Consider the following 19,046-nt stretch of genomic DNA (forward strand, 5'->3'; position numbering starts at 1 on the left):
CGGGAGTTTCGGTAGAGGAGGGCCGGGGAATTTCTTGACCGAAAGTCCGGGGAGGCGACCAAGGGCCCACTCCCCGCGGGGAGAGGGCCCTTCGTCGCGCTCAGGTCAGGGCGTCTCGGTGCTGATCTGCGCGGCCAGGTACTGCGGCGCGCCCACCCGCTCGATGGCGGCGAGCTGCGCCTCGAACCAGTCGGCGTGCTTCTCCTCGTCGCGGACCATCTCCTCGAAGACGGCGGCGGTGCCGTGGTCGCCGAGGTCGTGGCACTCCTTGGCGGAGGCGTTGAACTGGGCGACGGCGGCCTTCTCGCTGTCGAGGGCGAGGACGAGCATCTCCTCGGCCGTCTCGCCGACGCGGATGGCGTTCAGGCGCTGCACGTTGGGGTGGCCGTCGAAGAGCAGCACGCGCTGGATGAGGTCGTCCGCGTCGCGCATCTCGTCGATGGAGAGGTCGTAGAAGACCTTGCCGAGCTTGGGCAGGCCCCAGGCGTCGAGCATGCGGGCGTTCAGGAAGTACGTGTTGGTGACGGTCAGCTCGAAGGTGAGCGCGTCATTGAGCAGTTCGACCACACGGGGGCTAACGGGCTGCACCAGCCACTCCCACTTCTCGTTCTGCCGCGGCTTGCTCGGTACGGCGCTCGGCACGGACCGGGCAATGCTGACACACGAGGTCGCGGAGGGAGCTGATGCAGTTTCCGCAGGTCCGTCCGGCGCCGGTCTCCCGGGCGACGTCGGCGACGCACCGGGCGCCGTTGGCGATCGACTCGAGGACGTCGCGGTCGGTCACCACGTTGCAGTGGCACACGTACATGGCGGTCGCCTCACCGGTAGCGCGAACAGGGTCTGCCTCCCAGAGGCTGGACCCTGGGCACTGGATGCAGGTTAGCCTTACCTGAGCACCGGCCGTCAAGTGTGCAGGTCAGCACGTGCCCTACGTTCGGGGGATGCCCGATCTCGCCACCCGCGCCCGCACGCTGCTGGATCTGCACACGGCACCGGAGATCCTCGTGCTCGCCAACGTCTGGGACGTGGTGTCCGCTCGGGTCGTCGCCGCCACCGACGGGGTGCGTGCCCTGGCCACCGCGAGCCACTCCGTCGCCGCGACCTTCGGGTACGAGGACGGGGAGAACATCCCGCTCGACCTCCACCTCGACATGGTCGGCCGCATCGTGCGCGCCGTGGACCTGCCGGTGACCATGGACTTCGAGGCCGGCTACGGCGACGCCGGGGAGACCGCCCGCAGAGCCATGGAGGCGGGCGTCGTCGGCGGCAACCTCGAGGACCAGATGAAGCCGCTCGACGAGGCGGTCGCCGCCGTCGAGGCGGTGCTGCGCTCCGGTCGGGACGCCGGGATCGACTTCGTGCTCAACGCCCGCACGGACGCGCTGCTCCGGGCACCCCGGGACGCCGACCGCGGGCAGCTGCTCGACGAGGCGATCCGTCGCGGCCGCGCCTACCTGGAGGCGGGCGCGCCGGTGGTCTTCGTGCCCGGGGCCGTCGCCCGGGAGGAGATCGCCACGCTCGTCGACGCGCTGGGGCCGCGGAAGGTGAGCGTGATCAGCGTGCCGAAGCTCTCCCTGCCCGTGGGCGAGCTGGAGGCGCTCGGCGTCGCCCGCGTCTCGACCGGGCCCTTCACGCAGCGGGTCGCGCTCACCGCCCTGCAGGACGCCACGGCCGAGGTGGTCGGCGGGGGCGTCCTCCCGGCCGGGACCCGGAACCTCAACTGACCGTGGCCGCCTCGGAGCGTCTCGCCTGGACTGCGGAGGTGGTCGCCCCGGCACCGGCGGACAGGGTGCTCGAGGTCGGCTGCGGGCACGGCGTCCTGCTCGCCCTGCTGGCCGGCGGGCTGACCACCGGCGAGGCGGTGGGCGTCGACCGCTCGCCGACGATGGTGGCGGCGGCCACCCGGCGGAACCGCGCGGCCGTCGACGTCGGCCGGGTGCGCCTGCTGGCCGCCCCGCTCGTCGACGCCGCGCTGGACGGGCCGTTCGACGTCGTCGTCTCGTTCAACGTGCGGGCGTTCTGGACGGCGCCCGCCCCGGAGTGGGACGTGGTCGACCGGCTCCTGGCGCCGGACGGCCGGGTCCTCGTCGCGTTCTCGGTCATGGGTCCGGGCACCGACGGGCCGATCGAGGAGTCGGTGCGCGTCCTGGCGGGGGAGCGGGGGCTGCGCCCCGTGCGGGTGCACCGGGGCGCGACGCAGCCCTACGCGTCGGTGGCCGTCGAGCTCCGCCGCGCCTGACCTCACCCGTACGGGGGAGCGCGGGCCGGCAGGGCGTGCTCGGCTCAAGGCGGAGGCCCGGGCTGCCGATCACCCGGTCAGGTGAACGGAGGAGTCTGCCTCCGCACCGTCGCCGCTGGTGAGGAGGAGACGTCGTGCCCGCACAGTCCGTGCTCGTGGTGGAGGACACCGACGAGATCCGCGAGCTGGTCACCACGGTGCTGCGCCGTGCCGGGTTCGACGTCCGCGAGGCGGCCTCGGGTGCCGCGTGCCTCGAGGAGGTCCGCCGTGCGGCCCCCGACCTGATCGTGCTCGACCTGGGGCTCCCGGACGCCGACGGCACCGAGGTGTGCCGGCAGATCCGCGCCGAGACCCAGTGCTACGTGCTGATGCTCACCGCGCGCGCCGAGGAGGTCGACCTGCTCATCGGGCTGGCCGTCGGCGCCGACGGGTACATGGCCAAGCCGTTCTCCCCGCGCGAGCTCGTGGCGCGGGTGCAGGCGATGCTGCGCTTCCCCCGCACCGCCCCGGCCCCGGTGGAGACCGCGGCCGCCGAGGAGTCGGTGCGCCGGCTCGCGGAGCTCGAGGTGGACGAGGAGACGCGGGAGGTCCGGGTGGACGGCTCCGTCGTCGACCTGACCCGCACCGAGTTCGACCTGCTCGCCGCCCTGGCCTCCCGGCCGGGCCGGGTGCTGCAGCGCGAGACGCTGCTGCGCGAGGTCTGGCAGACCGACTGGGAGGGCAACCTCCGGCTGGTCGAGGCGCACATGTCCAACCTGCGCCGCAAGCTCGTGGCCGCCGGGCTCAACAGCCCGGAGATCAGGACGGTGCGCGGAGTGGGCTACCGGCTCGTCGCCTGACGCGGCGTCAGGCCGACGGGATCGCCTGAGCCGCCGGCGTCCCACGGCGGCGCCCCTCGACGCGGGCGCAGGCGCCCACCAGCTCCATCAGCCGGCCCTGCGGGAGGACCCCGCGGCGGGCGTCGTCGGCGACCCCGTGGGCGACCTCCGCCACCTCGAGGTGACCGAGCCGGTCGCTCACCGCGGCCAGGGCCACGGCGTGGGAGGCCACCGCCTCGGCGTCGCCCTCCCGGGCGCCGGAGGCGATCATCGCGAGCCGGTGCGGCAGGGCGCTGACGAACATCTCGTCGAGCCGTGCGCGCTCCTCCGGGCCGAGCTGCGGAGCCGGGGGCTCGGCCTCGACCCGGCGGACCACCGGCGCCAGGCCGCGCATGACGTCCACGAACAGGCGGGGGTCCACCGGCTTGGCCAGGCACGCCACGGCGCCGGCGTTGGCGGCCAGGGCGCGCACCTGGTGCGTGCGGCGGGCGGCGACGACCAGGAAGCGGGCGGTGCTGCCGTTCTCCCGCAGCTTGCGCATGAGCGTGGCGCCGTGGCCGTTGCGCATGGCCATGTCGGTCACGACGAGGTCGAAGTCGACGACCGCGGCCAGGCGGAGGGCGGCGTCGGTGCCGACCGCCTGGACGACCTGCCAGCCGCCCAGCTGCAGCAGCGTGGTGATGCGGGCGCGGGCGGCGGGGGAGTCGTCGACGACCAGGGCGGTCTGGACGGCGGGGGTGCCGGCGGGGTGGGGCTGGGACATGGTCCGGACCTCCGTCTCTCGTGCGTGGGTGGATGGGCCCTCAGGCCCGGGCGAGTTCCTGCAGTTCGACGACCTTCGCGTGGGACATGACCCCGCGCCGGGCGTCGGCGGCGATGGCCTGGCAGACCGCGGCGACATCGGGGTGGCCGAGCTGGCCGCTGGTCCCTGCGAGGGTGTGCGCGGCGGAGACCACGGCCGGCGCGTCCCCGGACCGCGTGCCGCTGGCGATGGCCCGCAGCCGGCCGGGGAGGGCGTCGAGGTACATCTCGTGCAGCCGGTCCATGAGCTCCTGGTCGACGTCCTCGTCGTGCAGGTCGATCCACTCGCGGAGCTCGGGGAGTTCGCCCTGCGCAGCCGGCCCCGTGGTCCGGCTGCGCAGGAAGTCCAGGAGGAGGCGTGCCTCGACGGGCTTGGCGAGGCAGGCCATCGCGCCGGCGGTGATCGCCTCGGCCCGCACCTCCTCGGTGGGCTCGTCGGTCACGACTAGGAAGCGGGCGCGGGAGCCGTCGTGCCGCATCCGGCGGAGCAGGGCCGGGCCGGTCCCGCCGGGCACCGAGGCGTCGGTGACGACGAGGTCGGGGTCGTCGGCGGCGGCGACGCGGCGGGCGCTCTCGGCGTCGGCGGCCTCGCGGACCTGCCAGCCGCCGAGGCGGAGGAGGCCGGCCACGCGGCGGCGGGCGGCGGGCTCGTCGTCGACGACCAGGGCGGTCAGCACGTGACGACCGCCGTCCGGGGCGTCTCGGCCGTCCAGCCGTAGCTGGTGAGCGTGATGACCGAGATCCGCGGCTGGTAGTTCAGGTAGCCGCGGTCGACGCGGGCGTTCACCGTGCGGTTGGTGGGGGTCGTCTCGGCCATCACGACCGACGTGCCGTCGTTCAGGTGGGCCATGACGCGGTAGCCGGTGACGCCGCGGGTGGTGGTGCTGGCCGGCCAGGTGACGGTGGCGTCGTACCAGTAGTAGTAGGTCGTGACCCACTGCCCCCAGGAGTTGTAGTAGCCGCCGTTGGCGGTCTGCCCGCAGTAGTCGTTCACGGTGACCGACGCCGGGGCGGCGACGGTGCCGGTGGTGATGCCGGTCGTGACCTTGACCGAGTCGGCGAAGGTGGCCGAGGCCGGGATGGCGGCGCCGATCATGACGGCGACGGTGAGGCCGATCAGGACCAGGGCCCGACGGATGCCGGTCATTCCGTGCCCTCCTCTTCCTCACGGGTGGGACGCCAGATGGTCATCAGCAGCCAGCCGGCGAGCAGTGCCGGGGCGCCGTAGAGCAGCACCTGGGTCACCACGGGGGTGCGCAGGGCCTGGATCAGGTGGCCGAGCTCGGGGACGACGGCGCGCACCTGGTAGGCGGTGTCGCCCTGCAGGGTCGCGGTCCAGGGGTCGACGGCGTCGTTCGCGTCGCCCTTGGTCTGGATCTGCACGGCACCGTCGGGGCCGGTCTCGACCGACACGACCCGGTGGGTGACGAGCGCGCGGTCGTCGATGGGCTTGTGGTACGTGAGGACCATGCCCTCGGTGACGTCGGAGGTCGCGATCGGTGTGACGACGGTGACGTCACCCGGCTCGATCTCCGGCGCCATGCTCGGCGTCAGCATGGTCATCGTGCGGTAGCCGAGCAGGTGGGGCCCGACGGCCAGGAGGAGGAACATCGCGACCGCGAGGCCCATGACTCCGCGGACCAGCCACGGGGCCACACGGCCCACGATGCGGGCGGCCCGGCCGGCCGGGCGGCCGGCGGTGGAGCGCGTGTCCTCGGCCGGGGGCAGCGCGGCGGCTGCCCCCGGGCGACGGACGGGGAGGACGGCGGTCATGGCGAGATCTCCGTGTGGTCGTCAGGCCGTGATCAGCGGGCGGTACCGGTGCGCTGGGTGCCCGTGAAGGTCAGGCTCAGCGCGGCGGTCTTGCCCTGGAAGGTGTTGTCGGCCGAGGCCGGCAGCGAGATGGTCAGCGCCACGAAGTCGGTGCTGCCCGCGGCGAGGGACGCCGGGTTGGTCAGCGTCATCTGGCTGGCGACCGGACCGGCGGCGAGCAGACGCTCGGTGCCGGTGCAGGTGTAGGTGGCCGACCAGGCCACGGAGCAGGACTTGACGCTCAGCTGCAGGCCGTTGCTGGCGTCGGTGGTGAGGACGCTCGGGGTGGCCACGGTCGTGTTCAGCACGACCGAGCCCAGGGCCGACGTGCCGTCGTTGCTGAGGTTGACCGTCCGGGTGAGCGAGTCGCCGGGGACGAAGCCGGCGGTGGTCACCGGGATGGCGGTGCCGACCTGCGCGAGGTTGATGTCGACCGTGCCCGAGGCGACGGTGGTGGTGACGGGGGCGGTGCTGTCGGTGAAGCTACCGAAGGTGCCCATGCCGGCGACCGCGGCAGCGGCGCCGAGGACGCCCAGCGAGCCGACGACCTTGCGGGCGGTGGAGCTCGTGGCGATGGTCTTGGTGCTCATGTCCGGTGTTCTCCCTGTGTCCGGTTCGTCGACCGGCGTTCCGGGCGACAGGGAGAACTCTGCGAGCCCTACCGCAGGGCACCCGCCAGCGTTCCGCAAGGAATCCGCAAGGAATCGGCGAACCCGTCGCAATCGGGCGCTTTCCCGTGGTCGGCGGCACCCGGATGCGCCGCAGACCGGTCCCCGGGCGGTGTCGAACGGGCCTCGTCCTGTCTTCACCGCCATGCGTACGCGAGCGGAGATGACGTGCCGCGGAGGCGCCCGGATGCGTGTGCGAGCGCGAATCGAGCGCGAATCGGTACGCGCGGGAGAGCGGGGGCTCAGGCGGGGGCGAGCGGCAGGGTCAGGGTGAAGGTCGTGCCTTCGCCCTCGGCGCTCACGAGGTCGAGCGAGCCGCCGTGCGCGGTCGTGATGGCCTTCGTGATGGCCAGGCCCAGGCCCACGCCGGGGACGGCGTTGCGCTGCGCCGTCGAGGCGCGGAAGAAGCGGGTGAACATCTTCCCCTGCTCACCGGTGGGGATGCCGATGCCGGTGTCGCTGACCGCCAGCCGGGCGACGCCGACCGCTCCGGCACGCGCCTCGTCGGTGATCTCGCCGTCGGCGCCGCGCCACGCGGACCGCAGCGACAGCGTGACCCGCCCGCCGGACGGGGTGAACTTGACGGCGTTCGACACCAGGTTGTCGCACGCCTGACCGAGACGGACGGCGTCCCCGGGCACGACGAGTCCGCCGTCGGGCACGTCGACGACGATCTCGACGCCGGCAGCGGCCGCACCGACGCGGGCGGTCTCCTCTGCCGCCCGCACCACGCCGGCCAGGTCCACGTCGTGCGGTTCGAGGCTGAAGCGGCCGGCGTCCACCTGCGCCGTGAACAGCAGGTCGCCGACGAGCCGCAGCAGCCGGTCGGCGTTGCGCTCCACGGTGGTCAGGTACTTCCGCTGCTCGTCGGTGAGCGGCTGCTCCTCGTCCTCGAGCACGAGCTCCAGGTACCCGAGGATCGAGGTGAGCGGGGTGCGGAGCTCGTGGCTGATCAGGCTGACGAACTGGTCCTTCATCCGCTCGGTGGCGCGGGCCTCGGTCATGTCGGTGCCCACGAAGTTCCAGCCGGCGTGCGCGCCGTCGTCGTCGGTGCGCGGGGTGATGGCCACCGACACGGTGCGGTGCGAGCCGTCGGCCGCGACGTAGGTCCAGTCCCGGACGTCGCTGCCGTGCTCCTGCGCGGCGTGCACGAGGGCCGCGAGCCCGGTCGCCGAGCCACAGCTCTCCGCCTGGGCCGCGAGCTCCTCGGGCAGGTGGAACTCGACGATCGACCGCTTGCGGACCACCTCGGGGCGGGGGAGCCCGAGCATCTTCTCCGCGCCGGGGTTCCACACGCGGATCACGCCGTCGACGTCGGTGCCGATGATCGACTGCTCGGTGACCGCGTCGATGACGCTGGTCATGGTCTGGGCGCGCGCGGCCAGCATGCGGGTGGCGACGTCGAGCTCGTCGGCGCGGGTCCGCGCCTGCGCCCGCAGGGCGGCGTTCTCCTCACGGAGCCGCTCGAGCTCGGCGTCCCGCGCGTCGGGTCCGCCGGCTCTCGGCCGGGGGACGACGGTGGTCATGCCGGCTGCCTCGCCGTGAGGGCACGCACCTGGTGGACCAGGGCGGCGATCCCGAAGGGCTTGGCGAGGTAGGCGTCGGCGCCGGCCGCGAGCCCGCGCGCGACGTCGTCGAGGGACGCACCCGCAGACAGGAGCAGGATGCGGATGCCGGCGGTCGCCGGGTCGGCCCGCAGGGCGGTGCACACCTCGAGCCCGGTCGCGCCGGGCATCGACACGTCGAGGACGACGAGGTCGGGGAGCTCGGTACGGGCGGTTTCGAGCGCGGTGCTGCCGTCGGCGACCGCGTCGGTGACCGTGCACCCGGCCTTGGCGACGGCCAGGCACACGAGCGCGCGGATGTCCTCCTCGTCGTCGGCGACGAGCACGCGGACGTCCACGGCGGGGCTCCTGTCGGTCGGCGGCTCCGAGGGAGCCGAACGGCGTCGTCCACCAGGGACAACGGCCTCCCGGGCAGGGGCCTGCAGGACAGCGGGGGCGACCTCACCCCGCCGGGTGAGGACAGCACTGCGCCCCGCCGGGAGAACCCGGCGGGGCGCAGGCGAACGGGGTGGGCCGGTACGACCCGAAAGGTCAGGAGCCGGTTGCCTGGCTCTGCACCGTGTCCTTGGACTGCTGGGCCTGGCCCTGCACGTCCGCGGCAGCGGACTTCCCCTCCTCGGTCACCGTGGTGGCGGCGTCCTGGGCGGTCGACTTGACCGACTCGACCGCCTGCTGGGCGGCGGGCTTGAGCTGGTCGCCGATCTCCTGGGCGGCCTGCTTGGCGGGCTCGAGGAGCGTGTCCTTGTGCTCCTTGACCGCGGTCTCGGCCTGCTGGGCCAGCTGCTTCTCCTTCTCCGACGCCGGCAGGAGGCTCGACACGAGCCAGCCGACACCGAAGGCGATCAGGCCGGCGGCCAGGGGGTTGCCCTGGGTCTGCCGGATCACCTGGTCGGGAGCCTGCTGGACGGCGCCCACCGCGGTGGAGGCCGCGTTCGAGACGCTGTCCGCCGCGCTGGAGGCCGCGCCCTGCACCGAGCCGGCCGCGTTCGAGGCCATGCCCTGCGCGTGGGCGGAGGTGTCCTGAGCGCTGCCCATGACCTTCTCCTTGAGGTTGGTCATGCGTCCCTTGGCCGCGCTGACGCGACGGTCGACGACGCGGGCCGGGTTGACCTTCTCGTTGAGGGCGTCGACGTCGTAGCTGAGCTCGCGGCGGGTGTCCTCGATCTGCCGGCGGATGACGTCCGGGTCACTGGTGGTCATCGGTACTCCTTCGGGATCTGGGGGGTCAGTTGGGCTTCAGGGCGCCGGGGACCTGCTGGAGGGTCTCCACGGTGCGCTCGGGCTTCGGGTTGACCTGCTGGAACTTCTTCTTGCCCATCAGCCCGGTGACGGCGGCGACGACGCCCCAGAGGACGGCGACGATGAGGGCGGCCAGGCCGATGTCCATGACGTTGGCCAGCGCCCACCAGAGGGCGAAGGAGAGGAACAGGACGAGCATGTAGCCGGCGAAGCCGGCGACGCCGAAGAGCCCGGCACCGGTGCCGGCCTTCTTGGCCTCCACCTTCAGCTCGGCCTTGGCCAGCTCCAGCTCCTGGCGCATGAGCGTCGAGAGGTCCTTGCTCACCTCGCCGAGCAGCTGGCCGACCGAGGTGCCCTCGACGTCGGGACGGCCCTCGGCCGTCGTCGGCGTCCCCATGCTGCCGCTGTAGTCAGCGGCGTAGTTCTGCCCGGTCGCCGGCTCCACCATGGGCGGTGCCGTGGGGCTCGCGTAGCCCTGCGGGCTCCCTGCGGGGGTCGCCCCGGAGTAGGGGGAACTCATCGGTCAGCCCACCCCACCGGGCCGGCGGGCCGGGTCGTCCCAGCCGGTCTGGCTGGCCGGCGGCACCATGCTGCCCTCGGGGGGCACGGTGCCGTACGGCGGCGGGGGCAGGGGAGCGCCACCGGTGGCCGCACCCGTCGTCGCGTAGGTGGTGGTGGCCGGGGCCGAGTAGTCGGAGTAGGTCGGCGCGGGGTCGACGTAGTTCGACTGGGCGGTGAAGCCGTTGCTCGGGCCGCTGTCGCTGTGGGCGGCCTTGACACCGCTGGTCAGCCGACCGGCGAGCACACCGGCGGCGGCGGCACCGAGGAGGAAGAGGCCCGGCTTGCGGCGGGCGAAGCTGCGCACGTCCTCGAGCAGCTGCGCCGGCTCGCGGTTCTGCAGCATGCCGGCGAAGTTCTCGACCTGGCTGGACGCCTGCTGGAGCAGGTCGCGCGCCGGGCCGGGGGCACCCTGGCTGGTGCCGTCGGCGAGCGCGCGGAGCTCCTGGGCGAGCGAGGAGAGGCTCTGGCCGGCCTTCTGCTGCTGGGTGACGACCTGGTCCTTGACCTGGGTGCGTCCCTGCTCGAGCAGGTCCTTGGCCTGGCGCTGGGTCTCCTGGGCGACCTGCTTTGCCTGGTCGGTCGCGACGGAGGCGACCTGGCTGCCGGCTTCCGCGGCGGTCTGGCCGACGTTCTTGGCCTCGCCGATCGCGGTGTCCTTCGTCGCCTTGGCCTTCTCCGTCGCTGGCGAGTCGGTGGTGGACGTGGGCGCTGTCGCCCCCGTGGTGGGGGGCGGGAACGGGGCGTCGATGCTGTGCGTCATCGGTCCTCCTCGGCAGGGGTTCTGTCTGGTTGTGGAGTCGGTAAGGCGCTACCCCCACGCCGTTCCGCGACACCTGTCATCGCTGGCGGAGTGCTGTGAACGGGGGCTTTCCGACCGGCGCATCCATGCGTCTCGGGCGGGCGGGGAGGCAGGTGGCGGCGTGGCTGCAGACCACGCCGCTCCCGGTCTCCGGAGGGGAGCGCCGCAGACCCCTGGTACCCCTAGCGGCCCGAGATCGAAACGGGAACGATCATTCCTCTGCCCACGGGAAACGGGGCGCACGGCGCTCGGCGAACGCAGCGACCCCCTCGGCGAGCTCCCCGGCGGTGATCGTCTCCCGGTACCAGCGGCCGGCGACGCCCTCGCCGTCGCCGCCCCCGGTGAGGTCCGCCACGACCTCCTTGGTGGACCGCTGGGTCAGGGCCGAGCGGGAGGCGAGGACGTCGGCGAAGCGGCGGACCTCGGCCTCCAGGTCCTCGGCCGGGCCCACCTGGTCGACCAGGCCGGCCCGCAGCGCCGTCGGGGTGTCGATCAGCTCGCCGCTGAACAGCAGGTACTTCGTCATCGCCGGGCCCACGAGGTCGATCAGCGCCTTCGTGGACGACGGCGTGTAGACGATCCCGACCTTGGCCGAGGTGACGCCGAAGACGGCGCTGGGATCGGCGAAGCGCAGGTCGCAGCAGGCCGCGATCTCGACTCCGCCGCCGATGCAGTGGCCGCGGATCATGGCCACGGTCGGCTTCGGGAAGGTGCGCAGCGCCGCCTGCGCGGCGAGGTTGTCGCGCCGGACGTCGGCCATCGGGTCGTCCGGATCGGCGCCGCTGAGCAGGTCGGAGATGTCGGCCCCGGCGCAGAAGCTCGGCCCGGAGCCGGTGACCACGAGGACGCGCACCGCGGGGTCGTCCGCCAGCGGGGCGAGGACCCCGGGCAGCGCCGCCCACATCCCCGCCGTCATCGCGTTGCGCTTCTCGGGCCGGTCGATCGTCAGCACGGCGACAGCACCGTCCCGCGCGACCACCAGGGGCTCACCCATCAGCCGAGGTCGTCCGTGCCGAAGGTGTCGCACGCGCGGACGTCCCCGGTCTCGTAGCCGGTCGTGAACCACCGCTGCCGCTGTTCGGAGGAGCCGTGCGTGAACGCGTCCTGGTCGACGGTGCCGCTGCCCAGGTTCTCCTGGATGAAGTCGTCCCCGATGCGCGAGGCGGCGTCGAGCGCCCGGTCGATGTCGTCCTGGGTGATCTCCTCGATCAGCGGGGCGCCGGACTCGTCGGGCACCGTCTCGGCGTGGTTGGCCCACGTGCCGGCGTAGCAGTCGGCCTGCAGCTCGAGCCGGACGGTGCCGCTGGCCGGCCCGGTCTCGCCGGGGGTGACGAGGCGGTTGGTGCCCAGCAGGTTCTGCACGTGGTGGCCGTACTCGTGCGCGATCACGTAGGCGTTGACGAACAGGCCGCCCTCCGCGCCGAACTGGCTCTGCAGCTGGTCGAAGAAGCTCAGGTCGATGTACACGAGCTGGTCGGCCGGGCAGTAGAAGGGGCCGGACCCGCTCGTGGCGCCGCCGCAGCTGGTCTGCACCGAGCCGGAGAAGAAGACGGTGTCGGTGGGGAGGTAGTCCTCGCCGAGCGTCGCCGACCAGTAGTCCTGGATCGAGTCGATGTCGGCCACGACGGCGCAGTCCACGGAGGTGTTCGCGTCACCGCTGTCGTCGCAGGCCTGCTCCAGCGCGCTGTTGTCCGCGGTCTCGCCCTGACCGAGGCCGGCCAGGCCGCCGAGCGCGGCGCCCGTGCCGCCGTCCCCGCCACCGGCCAGCTGGAGGACGACGACGATGAGGAGGCCGACGAGGCCGAGCCCGCCGCCCCCGACCGCGATCCCGCGGCCCCCGCCGAGCCCGCCACCGCGGCCGCGGCGGTCCTGGACGCTCGACGTGTCGAGGCGGCCACCCTCGCGATACCTCATCCTCCGAGAACCCTTCCTTCCTGGTTCAGCTGCTGAAGAGCGCGCGATCCGGCTCGGACATGGCGAAGCGGACCTCGACCGCGCCGTGCACCTCCTGGCGGGGCGGGGTGAGGTCGAGGTGCACCTGGCTCTCCTCGAACCGTGCCATCGAGGCCATGGCTCCCGCGACTCGGAGGCCGCCGCCCGCCCCGGAGTCGCGGACCTCCAGCAGCTCGGTCAGGTGCCCGCCGAACGCGGCGGCGTACTGCTGCGCCCTGCGCACCGCGTCCCGCACGGCGTCCAGACGTGCCTGCTCGAGGGCGGGGCTGGTGGGCCGCAACCGCCAGCCGGGGCCGGACACGTCGACGTCGTCGAGCCGGCCGAGCTCGACCACCAGGTCGCCGACGGCGTCGAGCCGGGCGACGGTGAGCCGGGTCTGCACGGTGGCGACCGGTTCGCCGGGGGCCCGGCGGTCGCGCACCTCCAGGTGGACCGACGCCGAGCTGGTCTCGACGGCCTCGACCGCGTCGCCGGCGGCCGCGGCGACCGCGGTCACCTGCTGCTGCACGGCCTGGCAGCGCTGCAGGGCCGACTCCCGGTCGCGGGCCCGGACGCGGACGGTGACCCAGACGTCGGCGAGCTCGGGTTCGACCTGCAGCAGGGCCTCGCCGCGCACGACGACCTGCGGCTCGGTGTGCTGGGGGAGGGAGCTGTTCACGATGACCTCCGGAGGGTTCGGCGCAGGGACTCTGGCAGACGGCGCGGGGCGAGAGCGCGCAGCGGGCTGCCGACCACCTACTGTCGGGCCCACCAGAGGGAAGGGGAGTGGTCGTGGCGGTCTCCAACCGCATCCGTGCCGCCTTGACGACGACCGTGCTCACCACGGCTGCCACCGGCTTCATGGCCGGGTGCGGGGTCGGTGGGGAGGACGAGGAGGAGCAGGTCGCGTACTGCACCGACGAGAACGGCGAGATCGTCGACGAGGACCTGTGCGACGACGACCGCGTGGGCGGCGGCGGAGGGCTGTTCTTCCTGTACCTCGGCGCGTTCCGGCCCGGACTGCCCGTGGGCACCGTGCTGCCGTCCGGCGGGACGCGGATCAACCCGACCGACTCGGCGGCCCGCCAGCGCGCCGGCCTGCCGGCGACCGGCAAGGTGAGCGCCGGCCAGCGCGTGAGCGGCGGGATCGGCAGCGGGGTGGGCAACAAGGCCGGCAGCGGGGCCGGCAGCTGATCCTGCCCGCCCCCGGGCACGAGATCTGCACACTCGTGGCCATCAGCGGCTGATGGCCACGACTGTGCAGATCTCGTCGAGGAGGAGCGGCCGTTGAGGAGGATCGAGAGCGGGATCGTCCGGCCGGGCTGGGAGGCCGAGATCGAGTCCCAGGGCCTGGTCTACAACCGGACCCACCTGCCCGGCGGCGAGGTGCGCAGCTACTGGCGCGAGGGACCGTTCTACGACTTCACGATGGCCGAGGTGGAGCGGCTCGAGGGTGCGGTCTCCCAGTTGTTCGAGATGTGCGTCGCGGCCGGGGACCACGTCGTCCAGAACGACCTGTTCGACCGGATGAACATCCCGCCCATGGCGCGCCCGCCGATCCGCCGGACGTGGGAGGCCGAGCCGCCGAGCATCTACGGCCGGTTCGACCTGCGCTACGACGGCGAGGGACCGCCGAAGCTGCTGGAGTTCAACGCCGACACCCCCACCGGCCTCGTCGAGTCCGCGGTGACCCAGTGGAACTGGCACCTGTTCACCGGGCAGGGCGCCGACCAGTGGAACGCGTTGCACGACAAGCTCGTGGCGGCCTGGCAGCGCAACCTGCTCAAGTGGGAGCGCCGCACCGGCATCCGCCCGCGGGTGCACCTGGCGTGGACGAGCGAGGAGAAGTCCGGCGAGGACCGGATGACCGTCGCCTACCTGATGGACACGGTCGTCCAGGCCGGGTACGAGGCGATCGAGCTCGTCGTCGAGGACATCGTGCTCGACGACGGCGACGGCCGGTTCTACGACCAGCAGGGCCGCCACCTCGACGTCGTCTTCAAGCTCTACCCCTGGGAGTGGCTGATCGAGGACGAGTTCGGTCCGGCCGTGCTCGCCGACGGGATGCGGCCGGGCGGGACGACGTGGGTGGAGCCTGCCTACAAGATGCTGTGGAGCACCAAGGCGCTGCTGCCGGTGCTGTGGCAGATGTTCGGCACGGACCCGGTGCTCGGCGAGCTCCTGCTGCCGGCCTACTTCGCCGACGAGATGCCGTCGTCCTGGCGCGACTACGTGCGCAAGCCGCTGTGGGGACGGGAGGGCGCCAACGTGGCCATCGTCCGGGGCGGGGTGGTCGCCGACGAGCTGCCCGGCCGGTACGGGACGGAGGGCTTCGTCGTGCAGGAGTTCGCACCGCTGCCGGACTTCCCCGGGGTCGACGGGTCGCACCACCCGGTGCTCGGCGCCTGGGTCGTGGACGGCGAGCCCGCCGGCCTCGGCATCCGCGAGAGCGACGGGCTCATCACCGACAACCTCAGCTACTTCGTGCCGCACGCGATCGACTACCGGGCCGGCTGACGCGGCACCGGGTCGGGCACGCGTCGTGCCCGACCCGGTGCCGGACGGCGGACGGCGGACGGGATCAGAAGCGCGGTCCGCCCAGCGCGCCGCCGCGGTCTCCGAGCCACTCGGCCGGTGGGTAGTTCGGCAGGATCTCCGACCCGCCGAGGCCCAGTTCCTCGGCCGCGGCATCCAGCCGCCGGGGGTTGGCCGCGGATCCCCAGTGACCCGTGGCGACCCGCTCGTCCAGGGCCTGGACGGAGGCGACCAGCTCCGCGGGGGTGAACGTGCAGTGGCCCAGCCGGTGCACGAAGGCCTGGCGCAGCAGCCCGTTCGCGCCGGCCTGCCGCACCGTCTCCGCGTACTCCTCCTCGACCTGCACCGGCGCCAGGACGTCGTGCGTGGTGTGGAGGCTCAGGACCGGTACCCGCAGCTTCCCGGTGAGCTCGGAGGTGGCGTAGGCGTTTCGGAGCGCGCCTGCGTCGGGTGTCACCGACGCCGTCTCGCTCAGCCGGTCGAGGTCGGCGTCGAGGTCGAGGCCGGCCGCGCGGTAGAGAGCCTCGACCTGTGCGCGCTCGTCCGCCTGCCGCAGCAGGGCCCGGTAGTCGACGCCGGCGTTCCAGGACGGATTGCCGCCGACCGTCTCCTCGATGTCGACCCGGGCGGGGTACGTGAAGCCCAGGCCGAACGTGAACTGGGCGACCTGCGCGTCGACCTGTGCCTGGTAGTCCCGCCGATCGGGCTCGGCCTGGCCCTCCGCCCAGCGGGGCAGGTGGTAGAGCGCAGCCGCGAGCGCGATGCGCGCCCGGCCCTCGGGGTCGTCCTGCGCTGCGACGACGGCGTCGGTGAGGGTGCGCGCAGTCGCGTTGACGGCCGCCCGGTCACCCTCGTAGTCGGCCAGCCGCACCTCGGTGCCCGCTGGCACGAGCAACTGGGCGATCGCGTGGGCGCCGTCGAGCTGGTAGTTGAGCAGGTCGACGCCCCCGTGCATGAGCCCGCAGGTGGGCAGTGCCCCGTCGATGGGTGCCCCGCGGCGCTCGGCCAGCTGGCCGGTCACCAGGCCGCCCATGGAGGTCCCGACGGCGAGCACGCGGGACGGCCGTGCGACCTGGGTCCGGAACGCCTCCAGGGTCTGCAGCTGGTCCTCGGCGGCGGTGTCCAGCGTCCAACCACTGCGCTGGTACGAGGAACCGACCATGGCGTAGCCGCGGTCCAGCAGGGCCTGCCGCGTCGCGGCGTTCGGAGCGTTCTCCGGGGTGTGCGGGATGGGCAGGAAGCTGGGCCGGTAGCCGTGGCTGTACAGGAGCACGGTGCCGTTCCAGTCGGCGGGGACATCGGCGACCCAGGCGGTGGCCCCGCCATCCACCGTCCCCTCGACGTGCCGGGGGCCCGAGGGCTCCTCGGCAGCTGCGGGGGAGGCGGCGACGAACGAGAGGGCCAAGGCGCAGGTCAGGCCGGTGACCAGGGAACGAGGGGACATCGGGTTCCTCACGACGGGGCTGGGATGCGGCCGACGTTAGGAGGACCAGTGACGGGCGTCAACGAATTGTCGAATGTTTCTGTGAGCCGCGCCACGGAGCGGCGGTTCACCGGCGCGCGTGCGCGTCCCTCACCAGATCGACGAAGGCCGCCTGCGCCGGCGCGGCCAGTTCCGCAGAAGCAGCGCGGTGCGCGGACGCCGACCGACGGGCGGGCCACTCCTCGCCGAGGTACCGCTCCGGAAGCGCCGGGTCGAGGCGGAGGAGCCGGATCCACTGGGCGCCGAGGAGGATGAACAGCGCGAGGGGATCCCGGTCCCGGGGGAGGGGTCGGTCCCACCGGCGGATGAACTCCTCGTGCTCCCGGCGCAGGGCGTCGAGGTCCCACGCTCGCCGGACGAACCGGGGGACGTCGGTGCCGGGGGTGGGGGAGGCGACGAACCCGTCGATCTGCAACCCCTCGACCTCGGCTCCGACGGCGGTGATCCGGTCGAGGTCGACGCGGCCCGGCGCCACCCACAGCCCGTCACGCAGGCAGCCGAAGCCGGCCCAGGTCAACCGGGACCGCAGGCGGTTCCGGACGTCCCGGTGCGTCTCGGGCAGGGAGAAGCTCAGCAGTGTCCACTCAGTGCTGGGTTGGTGGAAGGGCTCGGTCGCCTCCACGCGTTCCCGACCCTCCCGCAGCACCCTCCGCGCCGTGTCGGTCAGGCCGTAGCTGGCCACCCTCCCGCTCTGGTGACGGGTCAGCAGGCCGCGTTCGGTGAGCCTGGTCAGGACCGACCTGGTCGCGTCGTCGCTGATCCCCAGGGATCCGAGCACGGCGAGGAAGACCCTCGTGGGAAGCGGGTCCTGGTACGTGTCGAGGATCAGCGCGCCGCCCATCGCCAGCAGGAGGTCCTGCGGTTTGAAGCGCAGGTCGTCGGCACGCTCTGCCATGTCCTCTCCTCTCTGGATCCGGTCCGTATCCCCCCGGGGGCCCGAGGATCTTCCCGTGAGGTCCTCCGCGCCGACAACCGACCCGTCCGGCCCCGACACCCGACCGTCGGCGGACAGGCGGACGTGGCGACCGCGGCACTACGTTCGGTGCATGCCGTTGCAGGGTGAGTACGAACCGAGCGCCGCTGACTGGGTCCGCGAGCAGGTCGAGCGCTACGAGGCGACCGGGGGGCGGGAGGCGAACACCCTCCGCGACACCGGGCTGCCGATCGTCATCGTGAGCACGCGCGGGGCGAAGAGCGGCAAGGTCCGCAAGCTCGGGCTGATGCGCGTCGAGCAGGACGGCGTCTACGCCATGGTCGGCTCGCAGGGTGGTGCGCCCACCGACCCGGCGTGGGTGAGCAACCTCCGCGCCCACCCGGACCAGGTCACCCTCCAGGACGGGCCGGAGCCGTGGGACGGCGTCGCCCGCGAGATCACCGGCGAGGAGCGGGCGGCCTGGTGGAAGCGGGCCGTGGCGGCCTACCCGGACTACGCCGACTACCAGGAGCGGACCGACCGCGAGATCCCCGTCTTCCTCTTCGAGCGGGTCAGCTGACCCAGGGCGGCTCCGCGGCCAGCGCCGGCACGGCCACCGCCACCTCCGTCGCGAGCTCGGTGAACGGCTCGACGTCCGCGGTCCGCTTCGCGCCGCGACCCGCCCAGCGCCAGACGGCGACCACCCGGCCGCGGTGCACCACGGTCGACCGGAACATGCCGTTGTTGCCGGGCACGATGCGGGTCGCGAACTCGGTCGGGACGACGGCCGTCCGGTCCCCGTAGCCGAGCACGAACTCGTCGAAGCCGGGGAGGAGCAGCACGCCCTCGGCCTCCTCCCGGGCGGCGGCCAGGCGGTCGGGCGTCCGGGGGTCCATCAGGTACTCGGTGCCCTCGACGGTCACCGGCTCCAGCCGGTCGCGGACCGCGGCCAGGCCGGTCCGGACGTCGCGGGCGGTGCTCCCTGCCCACCGCACGAGATCGGCGACGGTCGCGGGACCGTGCCCGGTGAAGAAGCGCAGCGCCAGCTCGGCCAGGGCCTCGTCGCGGTCGAGCCGCCGGGGCGCGGGGATCCAGTCGTCGAGCAGCACGAAGAGCTGCTCGCCGGCGCCGTCGGTGGGCCCCAGGCACAGGGTGCCGGTCTGCGACAGGTACCAGAGCAGGTGGTAGCCGCGTTGGCCGGTGACGTGGACCCCGCCGTCGGCGATGGCCGCCAGCAGCTCCGTGCGGGATGCGCGGCCCCCTCCGGCGAGTGCGCCGAGGACGACCTCCCGGGCCCGTTCGGCCTGGGCCTCGTCCAGCTCCAGCTGCGCCCACCGACGGCCGATCCCGTTCAGCGCCCGCACGCCCACCGTGTCCAGGAACCAGTGCAGGTCCTCCGCGGCGACCACGTGCAGGGTGCCGCGCATCGGCCAGGACCGCACGACCTCCCCGGCGTCGAGCGCGGCCTCGACGTCCGCCCGCAGGCGGCTCTCCGTGCGCAGCGCCACCGATATCAGCGCGCCGGGGTAGTCCTGCCCCTGGAGCGCCCCGAGCCGGCGGACCGCCTCGGCCGCACTCGTCGCACGCGGGCCGACCAGCCCGAGCGCCGCCAGGCGCAGCAACCCGATGTCCCGGAAGTCGGTCACCCCCACACCGTGGCAGGGAGGTGCGACAGACTGCA

General features: G+C 73.4%; 24 protein-coding genes. 6 read left to right on the forward strand and 18 right to left on the reverse strand.

The window, feature by feature from the left end:
• Positions 1-105: 105 nt before the first annotated feature.
• Both bfr and ACI78T_RS19635 read right to left on the reverse strand, forming a co-directional pair.
• Positions 106-642 carry a bacterioferritin gene (gene bfr, locus ACI78T_RS19630; protein ID WP_456559811.1) on the reverse strand — a complete coding sequence of 179 codons (537 nt, stop codon included), beginning with the start codon at positions 640-642 and terminating at the stop codon, positions 106-108.
• Entirely contained in the window at positions 575-808 is a 234-nt protein-coding gene (locus tag ACI78T_RS19635) for a (2Fe-2S)-binding protein (RefSeq protein ID WP_456559812.1), read from the reverse strand. The genes bfr and ACI78T_RS19635 overlap by 68 nt, the downstream gene beginning before the upstream one ends.
• A gap of 133 nt (positions 809-941) precedes the next feature.
• Between ACI78T_RS19635 and ACI78T_RS19640 the strand changes: the two genes are divergently transcribed.
• The 3 genes from ACI78T_RS19640 (at position 942) to ACI78T_RS19650 (ending at position 3,078) form a co-directional block, all read left to right on the forward strand.
• Positions 942-1,724, forward strand: coding sequence for an isocitrate lyase/PEP mutase family protein (locus tag ACI78T_RS19640; RefSeq protein WP_456559813.1), 783 nt, complete (start codon positions 942-944; stop codon positions 1,722-1,724).
• Positions 1,725-1,726: 2 nt separating this feature from the next.
• Complete coding sequence (locus ACI78T_RS19645) at positions 1,727-2,239, forward strand: SAM-dependent methyltransferase (RefSeq protein WP_456559814.1); 513 nt, start codon at positions 1,727-1,729, stop codon at positions 2,237-2,239.
• Positions 2,240-2,373: 134 nt separating this feature from the next.
• On the forward strand, positions 2,374-3,078 hold the full coding sequence (locus tag ACI78T_RS19650) for a response regulator (RefSeq protein WP_456559815.1): 705 nt from the start codon (positions 2,374-2,376) through the stop codon (positions 3,076-3,078).
• 7 nt (positions 3,079-3,085) lie between these two features.
• Here the strand turns inward: ACI78T_RS19650 and ACI78T_RS19655 are convergent, their stop codons facing one another.
• The 13 genes from ACI78T_RS19655 to ACI78T_RS19715 form a co-directional block, all read right to left on the reverse strand.
• On the reverse strand, positions 3,086-3,820 hold the full coding sequence (locus ACI78T_RS19655; RefSeq protein ID WP_456559816.1) for a response regulator transcription factor: 735 nt from the start codon (positions 3,818-3,820) through the stop codon (positions 3,086-3,088).
• A 40-nt stretch (positions 3,821-3,860) separates the two neighbouring features.
• On the reverse strand, positions 3,861-4,535 hold the full coding sequence (locus tag ACI78T_RS19660; RefSeq protein WP_456559817.1) for a response regulator: 675 nt from the start codon (positions 4,533-4,535) through the stop codon (positions 3,861-3,863).
• Positions 4,529-5,005 (reverse strand): hypothetical protein, encoded by a 477-nt coding sequence (locus ACI78T_RS19665; protein ID WP_456559818.1) that lies wholly within the window; start codon positions 5,003-5,005, stop codon positions 4,529-4,531. The genes ACI78T_RS19660 and ACI78T_RS19665 overlap by 7 nt, the downstream gene beginning before the upstream one ends.
• On the reverse strand, positions 5,002-5,631 hold the full coding sequence (locus ACI78T_RS19670) for a signal peptidase I (protein WP_456559819.1): 630 nt from the start codon (positions 5,629-5,631) through the stop codon (positions 5,002-5,004). The genes ACI78T_RS19665 and ACI78T_RS19670 overlap by 4 nt, the downstream gene beginning before the upstream one ends.
• 32 nt (positions 5,632-5,663) lie before the next feature.
• Entirely contained in the window at positions 5,664-6,260 is a 597-nt protein-coding gene (locus ACI78T_RS19675) for a TasA family protein (protein WP_456559820.1), read from the reverse strand.
• Positions 6,261-6,580: 320 nt separating this feature from the next.
• Positions 6,581-7,864 carry an ATP-binding protein gene (locus ACI78T_RS19680; protein ID WP_456559821.1) on the reverse strand — a complete coding sequence of 428 codons (1,284 nt, stop codon included), beginning with the start codon at positions 7,862-7,864 and terminating at the stop codon, positions 6,581-6,583.
• Positions 7,861-8,241 carry a response regulator transcription factor gene (locus tag ACI78T_RS19685; protein ID WP_456559822.1) on the reverse strand — a complete coding sequence of 127 codons (381 nt, stop codon included), beginning with the start codon at positions 8,239-8,241 and terminating at the stop codon, positions 7,861-7,863. Before ACI78T_RS19685 ends, ACI78T_RS19680 begins: the two co-directional genes overlap by 4 nt.
• 193 nt (positions 8,242-8,434) lie before the next feature.
• A complete protein-coding gene (locus ACI78T_RS19690; RefSeq protein ID WP_456559823.1) occupies positions 8,435-9,103 on the reverse strand; it encodes a DUF3618 domain-containing protein in 669 nt (222 codons plus the stop codon).
• Positions 9,104-9,128: 25 nt separating this feature from the next.
• Complete coding sequence (locus ACI78T_RS19695; RefSeq protein ID WP_456559824.1) at positions 9,129-9,662, reverse strand: phage holin family protein; 534 nt, start codon at positions 9,660-9,662, stop codon at positions 9,129-9,131.
• Positions 9,663-9,665: 3 nt separating this feature from the next.
• Positions 9,666-10,463, reverse strand: a complete 798-nt coding sequence (locus ACI78T_RS19700) for a hypothetical protein (RefSeq protein ID WP_456559825.1) — start codon at positions 10,461-10,463, stop codon at positions 9,666-9,668.
• Positions 10,464-10,713: 250 nt separating this feature from the next.
• Positions 10,714-11,496 carry an enoyl-CoA hydratase/isomerase family protein gene (locus ACI78T_RS19705; protein WP_456559826.1) on the reverse strand — a complete coding sequence of 261 codons (783 nt, stop codon included), beginning with the start codon at positions 11,494-11,496 and terminating at the stop codon, positions 10,714-10,716.
• On the reverse strand, positions 11,496-12,416 hold the full coding sequence (gene ypfJ / locus ACI78T_RS19710) for a KPN_02809 family neutral zinc metallopeptidase (RefSeq protein WP_456559827.1): 921 nt from the start codon (positions 12,414-12,416) through the stop codon (positions 11,496-11,498). Before ypfJ ends, ACI78T_RS19705 begins: the two co-directional genes overlap by 1 nt.
• A 25-nt stretch (positions 12,417-12,441) precedes the next feature.
• Positions 12,442-13,113: an SIMPL domain-containing protein gene (locus ACI78T_RS19715; protein ID WP_456559828.1), complete on the reverse strand. Its 672-nt coding sequence runs from the start codon at positions 13,111-13,113 to the stop codon at positions 12,442-12,444.
• A 113-nt stretch (positions 13,114-13,226) separates the two neighbouring features.
• Here ACI78T_RS19715 and ACI78T_RS19720 point away from each other — a divergent pair, with 113 nt between their 5' ends.
• Together ACI78T_RS19720 and ACI78T_RS19725 are read left to right on the forward strand one after the other, a co-directional pair.
• Positions 13,227-13,628 (forward strand): hypothetical protein, encoded by a 402-nt coding sequence (locus ACI78T_RS19720; protein ID WP_456559829.1) that lies wholly within the window; start codon positions 13,227-13,229, stop codon positions 13,626-13,628.
• A gap of 93 nt (positions 13,629-13,721) precedes the next feature.
• Positions 13,722-14,951, forward strand: coding sequence for a glutathionylspermidine synthase family protein (locus ACI78T_RS19725; protein ID WP_456559830.1), 1,230 nt, complete (start codon positions 13,722-13,724; stop codon positions 14,949-14,951).
• 64 nt (positions 14,952-15,015) lie between these two features.
• Here ACI78T_RS19725 and ACI78T_RS19730 read toward each other — a convergent pair whose 3' ends face one another.
• Together ACI78T_RS19730 and ACI78T_RS19735 are read right to left on the reverse strand one after the other, a co-directional pair.
• Complete coding sequence (locus ACI78T_RS19730) at positions 15,016-16,413, reverse strand: hypothetical protein (RefSeq protein ID WP_456559831.1); 1,398 nt, start codon at positions 16,411-16,413, stop codon at positions 15,016-15,018.
• 106 nt (positions 16,414-16,519) lie between these two features.
• Entirely contained in the window at positions 16,520-17,347 is an 828-nt protein-coding gene (locus ACI78T_RS19735) for a PaaX family transcriptional regulator (protein ID WP_456559832.1), read from the reverse strand.
• 151 nt (positions 17,348-17,498) lie between these two features.
• Here ACI78T_RS19735 and ACI78T_RS19740 point away from each other — a divergent pair, with 151 nt between their 5' ends.
• Positions 17,499-17,945 carry a nitroreductase family deazaflavin-dependent oxidoreductase gene (locus ACI78T_RS19740; RefSeq protein WP_456559833.1) on the forward strand — a complete coding sequence of 149 codons (447 nt, stop codon included), beginning with the start codon at positions 17,499-17,501 and terminating at the stop codon, positions 17,943-17,945.
• Here the strand turns inward: ACI78T_RS19740 and ACI78T_RS19745 are convergent.
• Complete coding sequence (locus ACI78T_RS19745; RefSeq protein WP_456559834.1) at positions 17,938-19,011, reverse strand: winged helix DNA-binding domain-containing protein; 1,074 nt, start codon at positions 19,009-19,011, stop codon at positions 17,938-17,940. The genes ACI78T_RS19740 and ACI78T_RS19745 overlap by 8 nt on opposite strands.
• Positions 19,012-19,046: the final 35 nt, after the last annotated feature.

This window comes from Blastococcus sp. SYSU D00922, from assembly GCF_054050495.1.

What these genes read in the sequence shown, in the direction of transcription:
- ACI78T_RS19680 (WP_456559821.1), bottom strand. Translation starts at nt 7,864, where the DNA reads ATGACCACCGTCGTCCCCCGGCCGAGAGCCGGCGGACCCGACGCGCGG.
- ACI78T_RS19735 (WP_456559832.1), bottom strand. Translation starts at nt 17,347, where the DNA reads ATGGCAGAGCGTGCCGACGACCTGCGCTTCAAACCGCAGGACCTCCTG.
- ACI78T_RS19700 (WP_456559825.1), bottom strand. Translation starts at nt 10,463, where the DNA reads ATGACGCACAGCATCGACGCCCCGTTCCCGCCCCCCACCACGGGGGCG.
- ACI78T_RS19675 (WP_456559820.1), bottom strand. Translation starts at nt 6,260, where the DNA reads ATGAGCACCAAGACCATCGCCACGAGCTCCACCGCCCGCAAGGTCGTC.
- ACI78T_RS19690 (WP_456559823.1), bottom strand. Translation starts at nt 9,103, where the DNA reads ATGACCACCAGTGACCCGGACGTCATCCGCCGGCAGATCGAGGACACC.
- ACI78T_RS19695 (WP_456559824.1), bottom strand. Translation starts at nt 9,662, where the DNA reads ATGAGTTCCCCCTACTCCGGGGCGACCCCCGCAGGGAGCCCGCAGGGC.
- ACI78T_RS19665 (WP_456559818.1), bottom strand. Translation starts at nt 5,005, where the DNA reads ATGACCGGCATCCGTCGGGCCCTGGTCCTGATCGGCCTCACCGTCGCC.
- ACI78T_RS19730 (WP_456559831.1), bottom strand. Translation starts at nt 16,413, where the DNA reads ATGTCCCCTCGTTCCCTGGTCACCGGCCTGACCTGCGCCTTGGCCCTC.
- ACI78T_RS19655 (WP_456559816.1), bottom strand. Translation starts at nt 3,820, where the DNA reads ATGTCCCAGCCCCACCCCGCCGGCACCCCCGCCGTCCAGACCGCCCTG.
- ACI78T_RS19740 (WP_456559833.1), top strand. Translation starts at nt 17,499, where the DNA reads ATGCCGTTGCAGGGTGAGTACGAACCGAGCGCCGCTGACTGGGTCCGC.
- ACI78T_RS19640 (WP_456559813.1), top strand. Translation starts at nt 942, where the DNA reads ATGCCCGATCTCGCCACCCGCGCCCGCACGCTGCTGGATCTGCACACG.
- ACI78T_RS19670 (WP_456559819.1), bottom strand. Translation starts at nt 5,631, where the DNA reads ATGACCGCCGTCCTCCCCGTCCGTCGCCCGGGGGCAGCCGCCGCGCTG.
- ypfJ (WP_456559827.1), bottom strand. Translation starts at nt 12,416, where the DNA reads ATGAGGTATCGCGAGGGTGGCCGCCTCGACACGTCGAGCGTCCAGGAC.
- ACI78T_RS19635 (WP_456559812.1), bottom strand. Translation starts at nt 808, where the DNA reads ATGTACGTGTGCCACTGCAACGTGGTGACCGACCGCGACGTCCTCGAG.
- ACI78T_RS19705 (WP_456559826.1), bottom strand. Translation starts at nt 11,496, where the DNA reads ATGGGTGAGCCCCTGGTGGTCGCGCGGGACGGTGCTGTCGCCGTGCTG.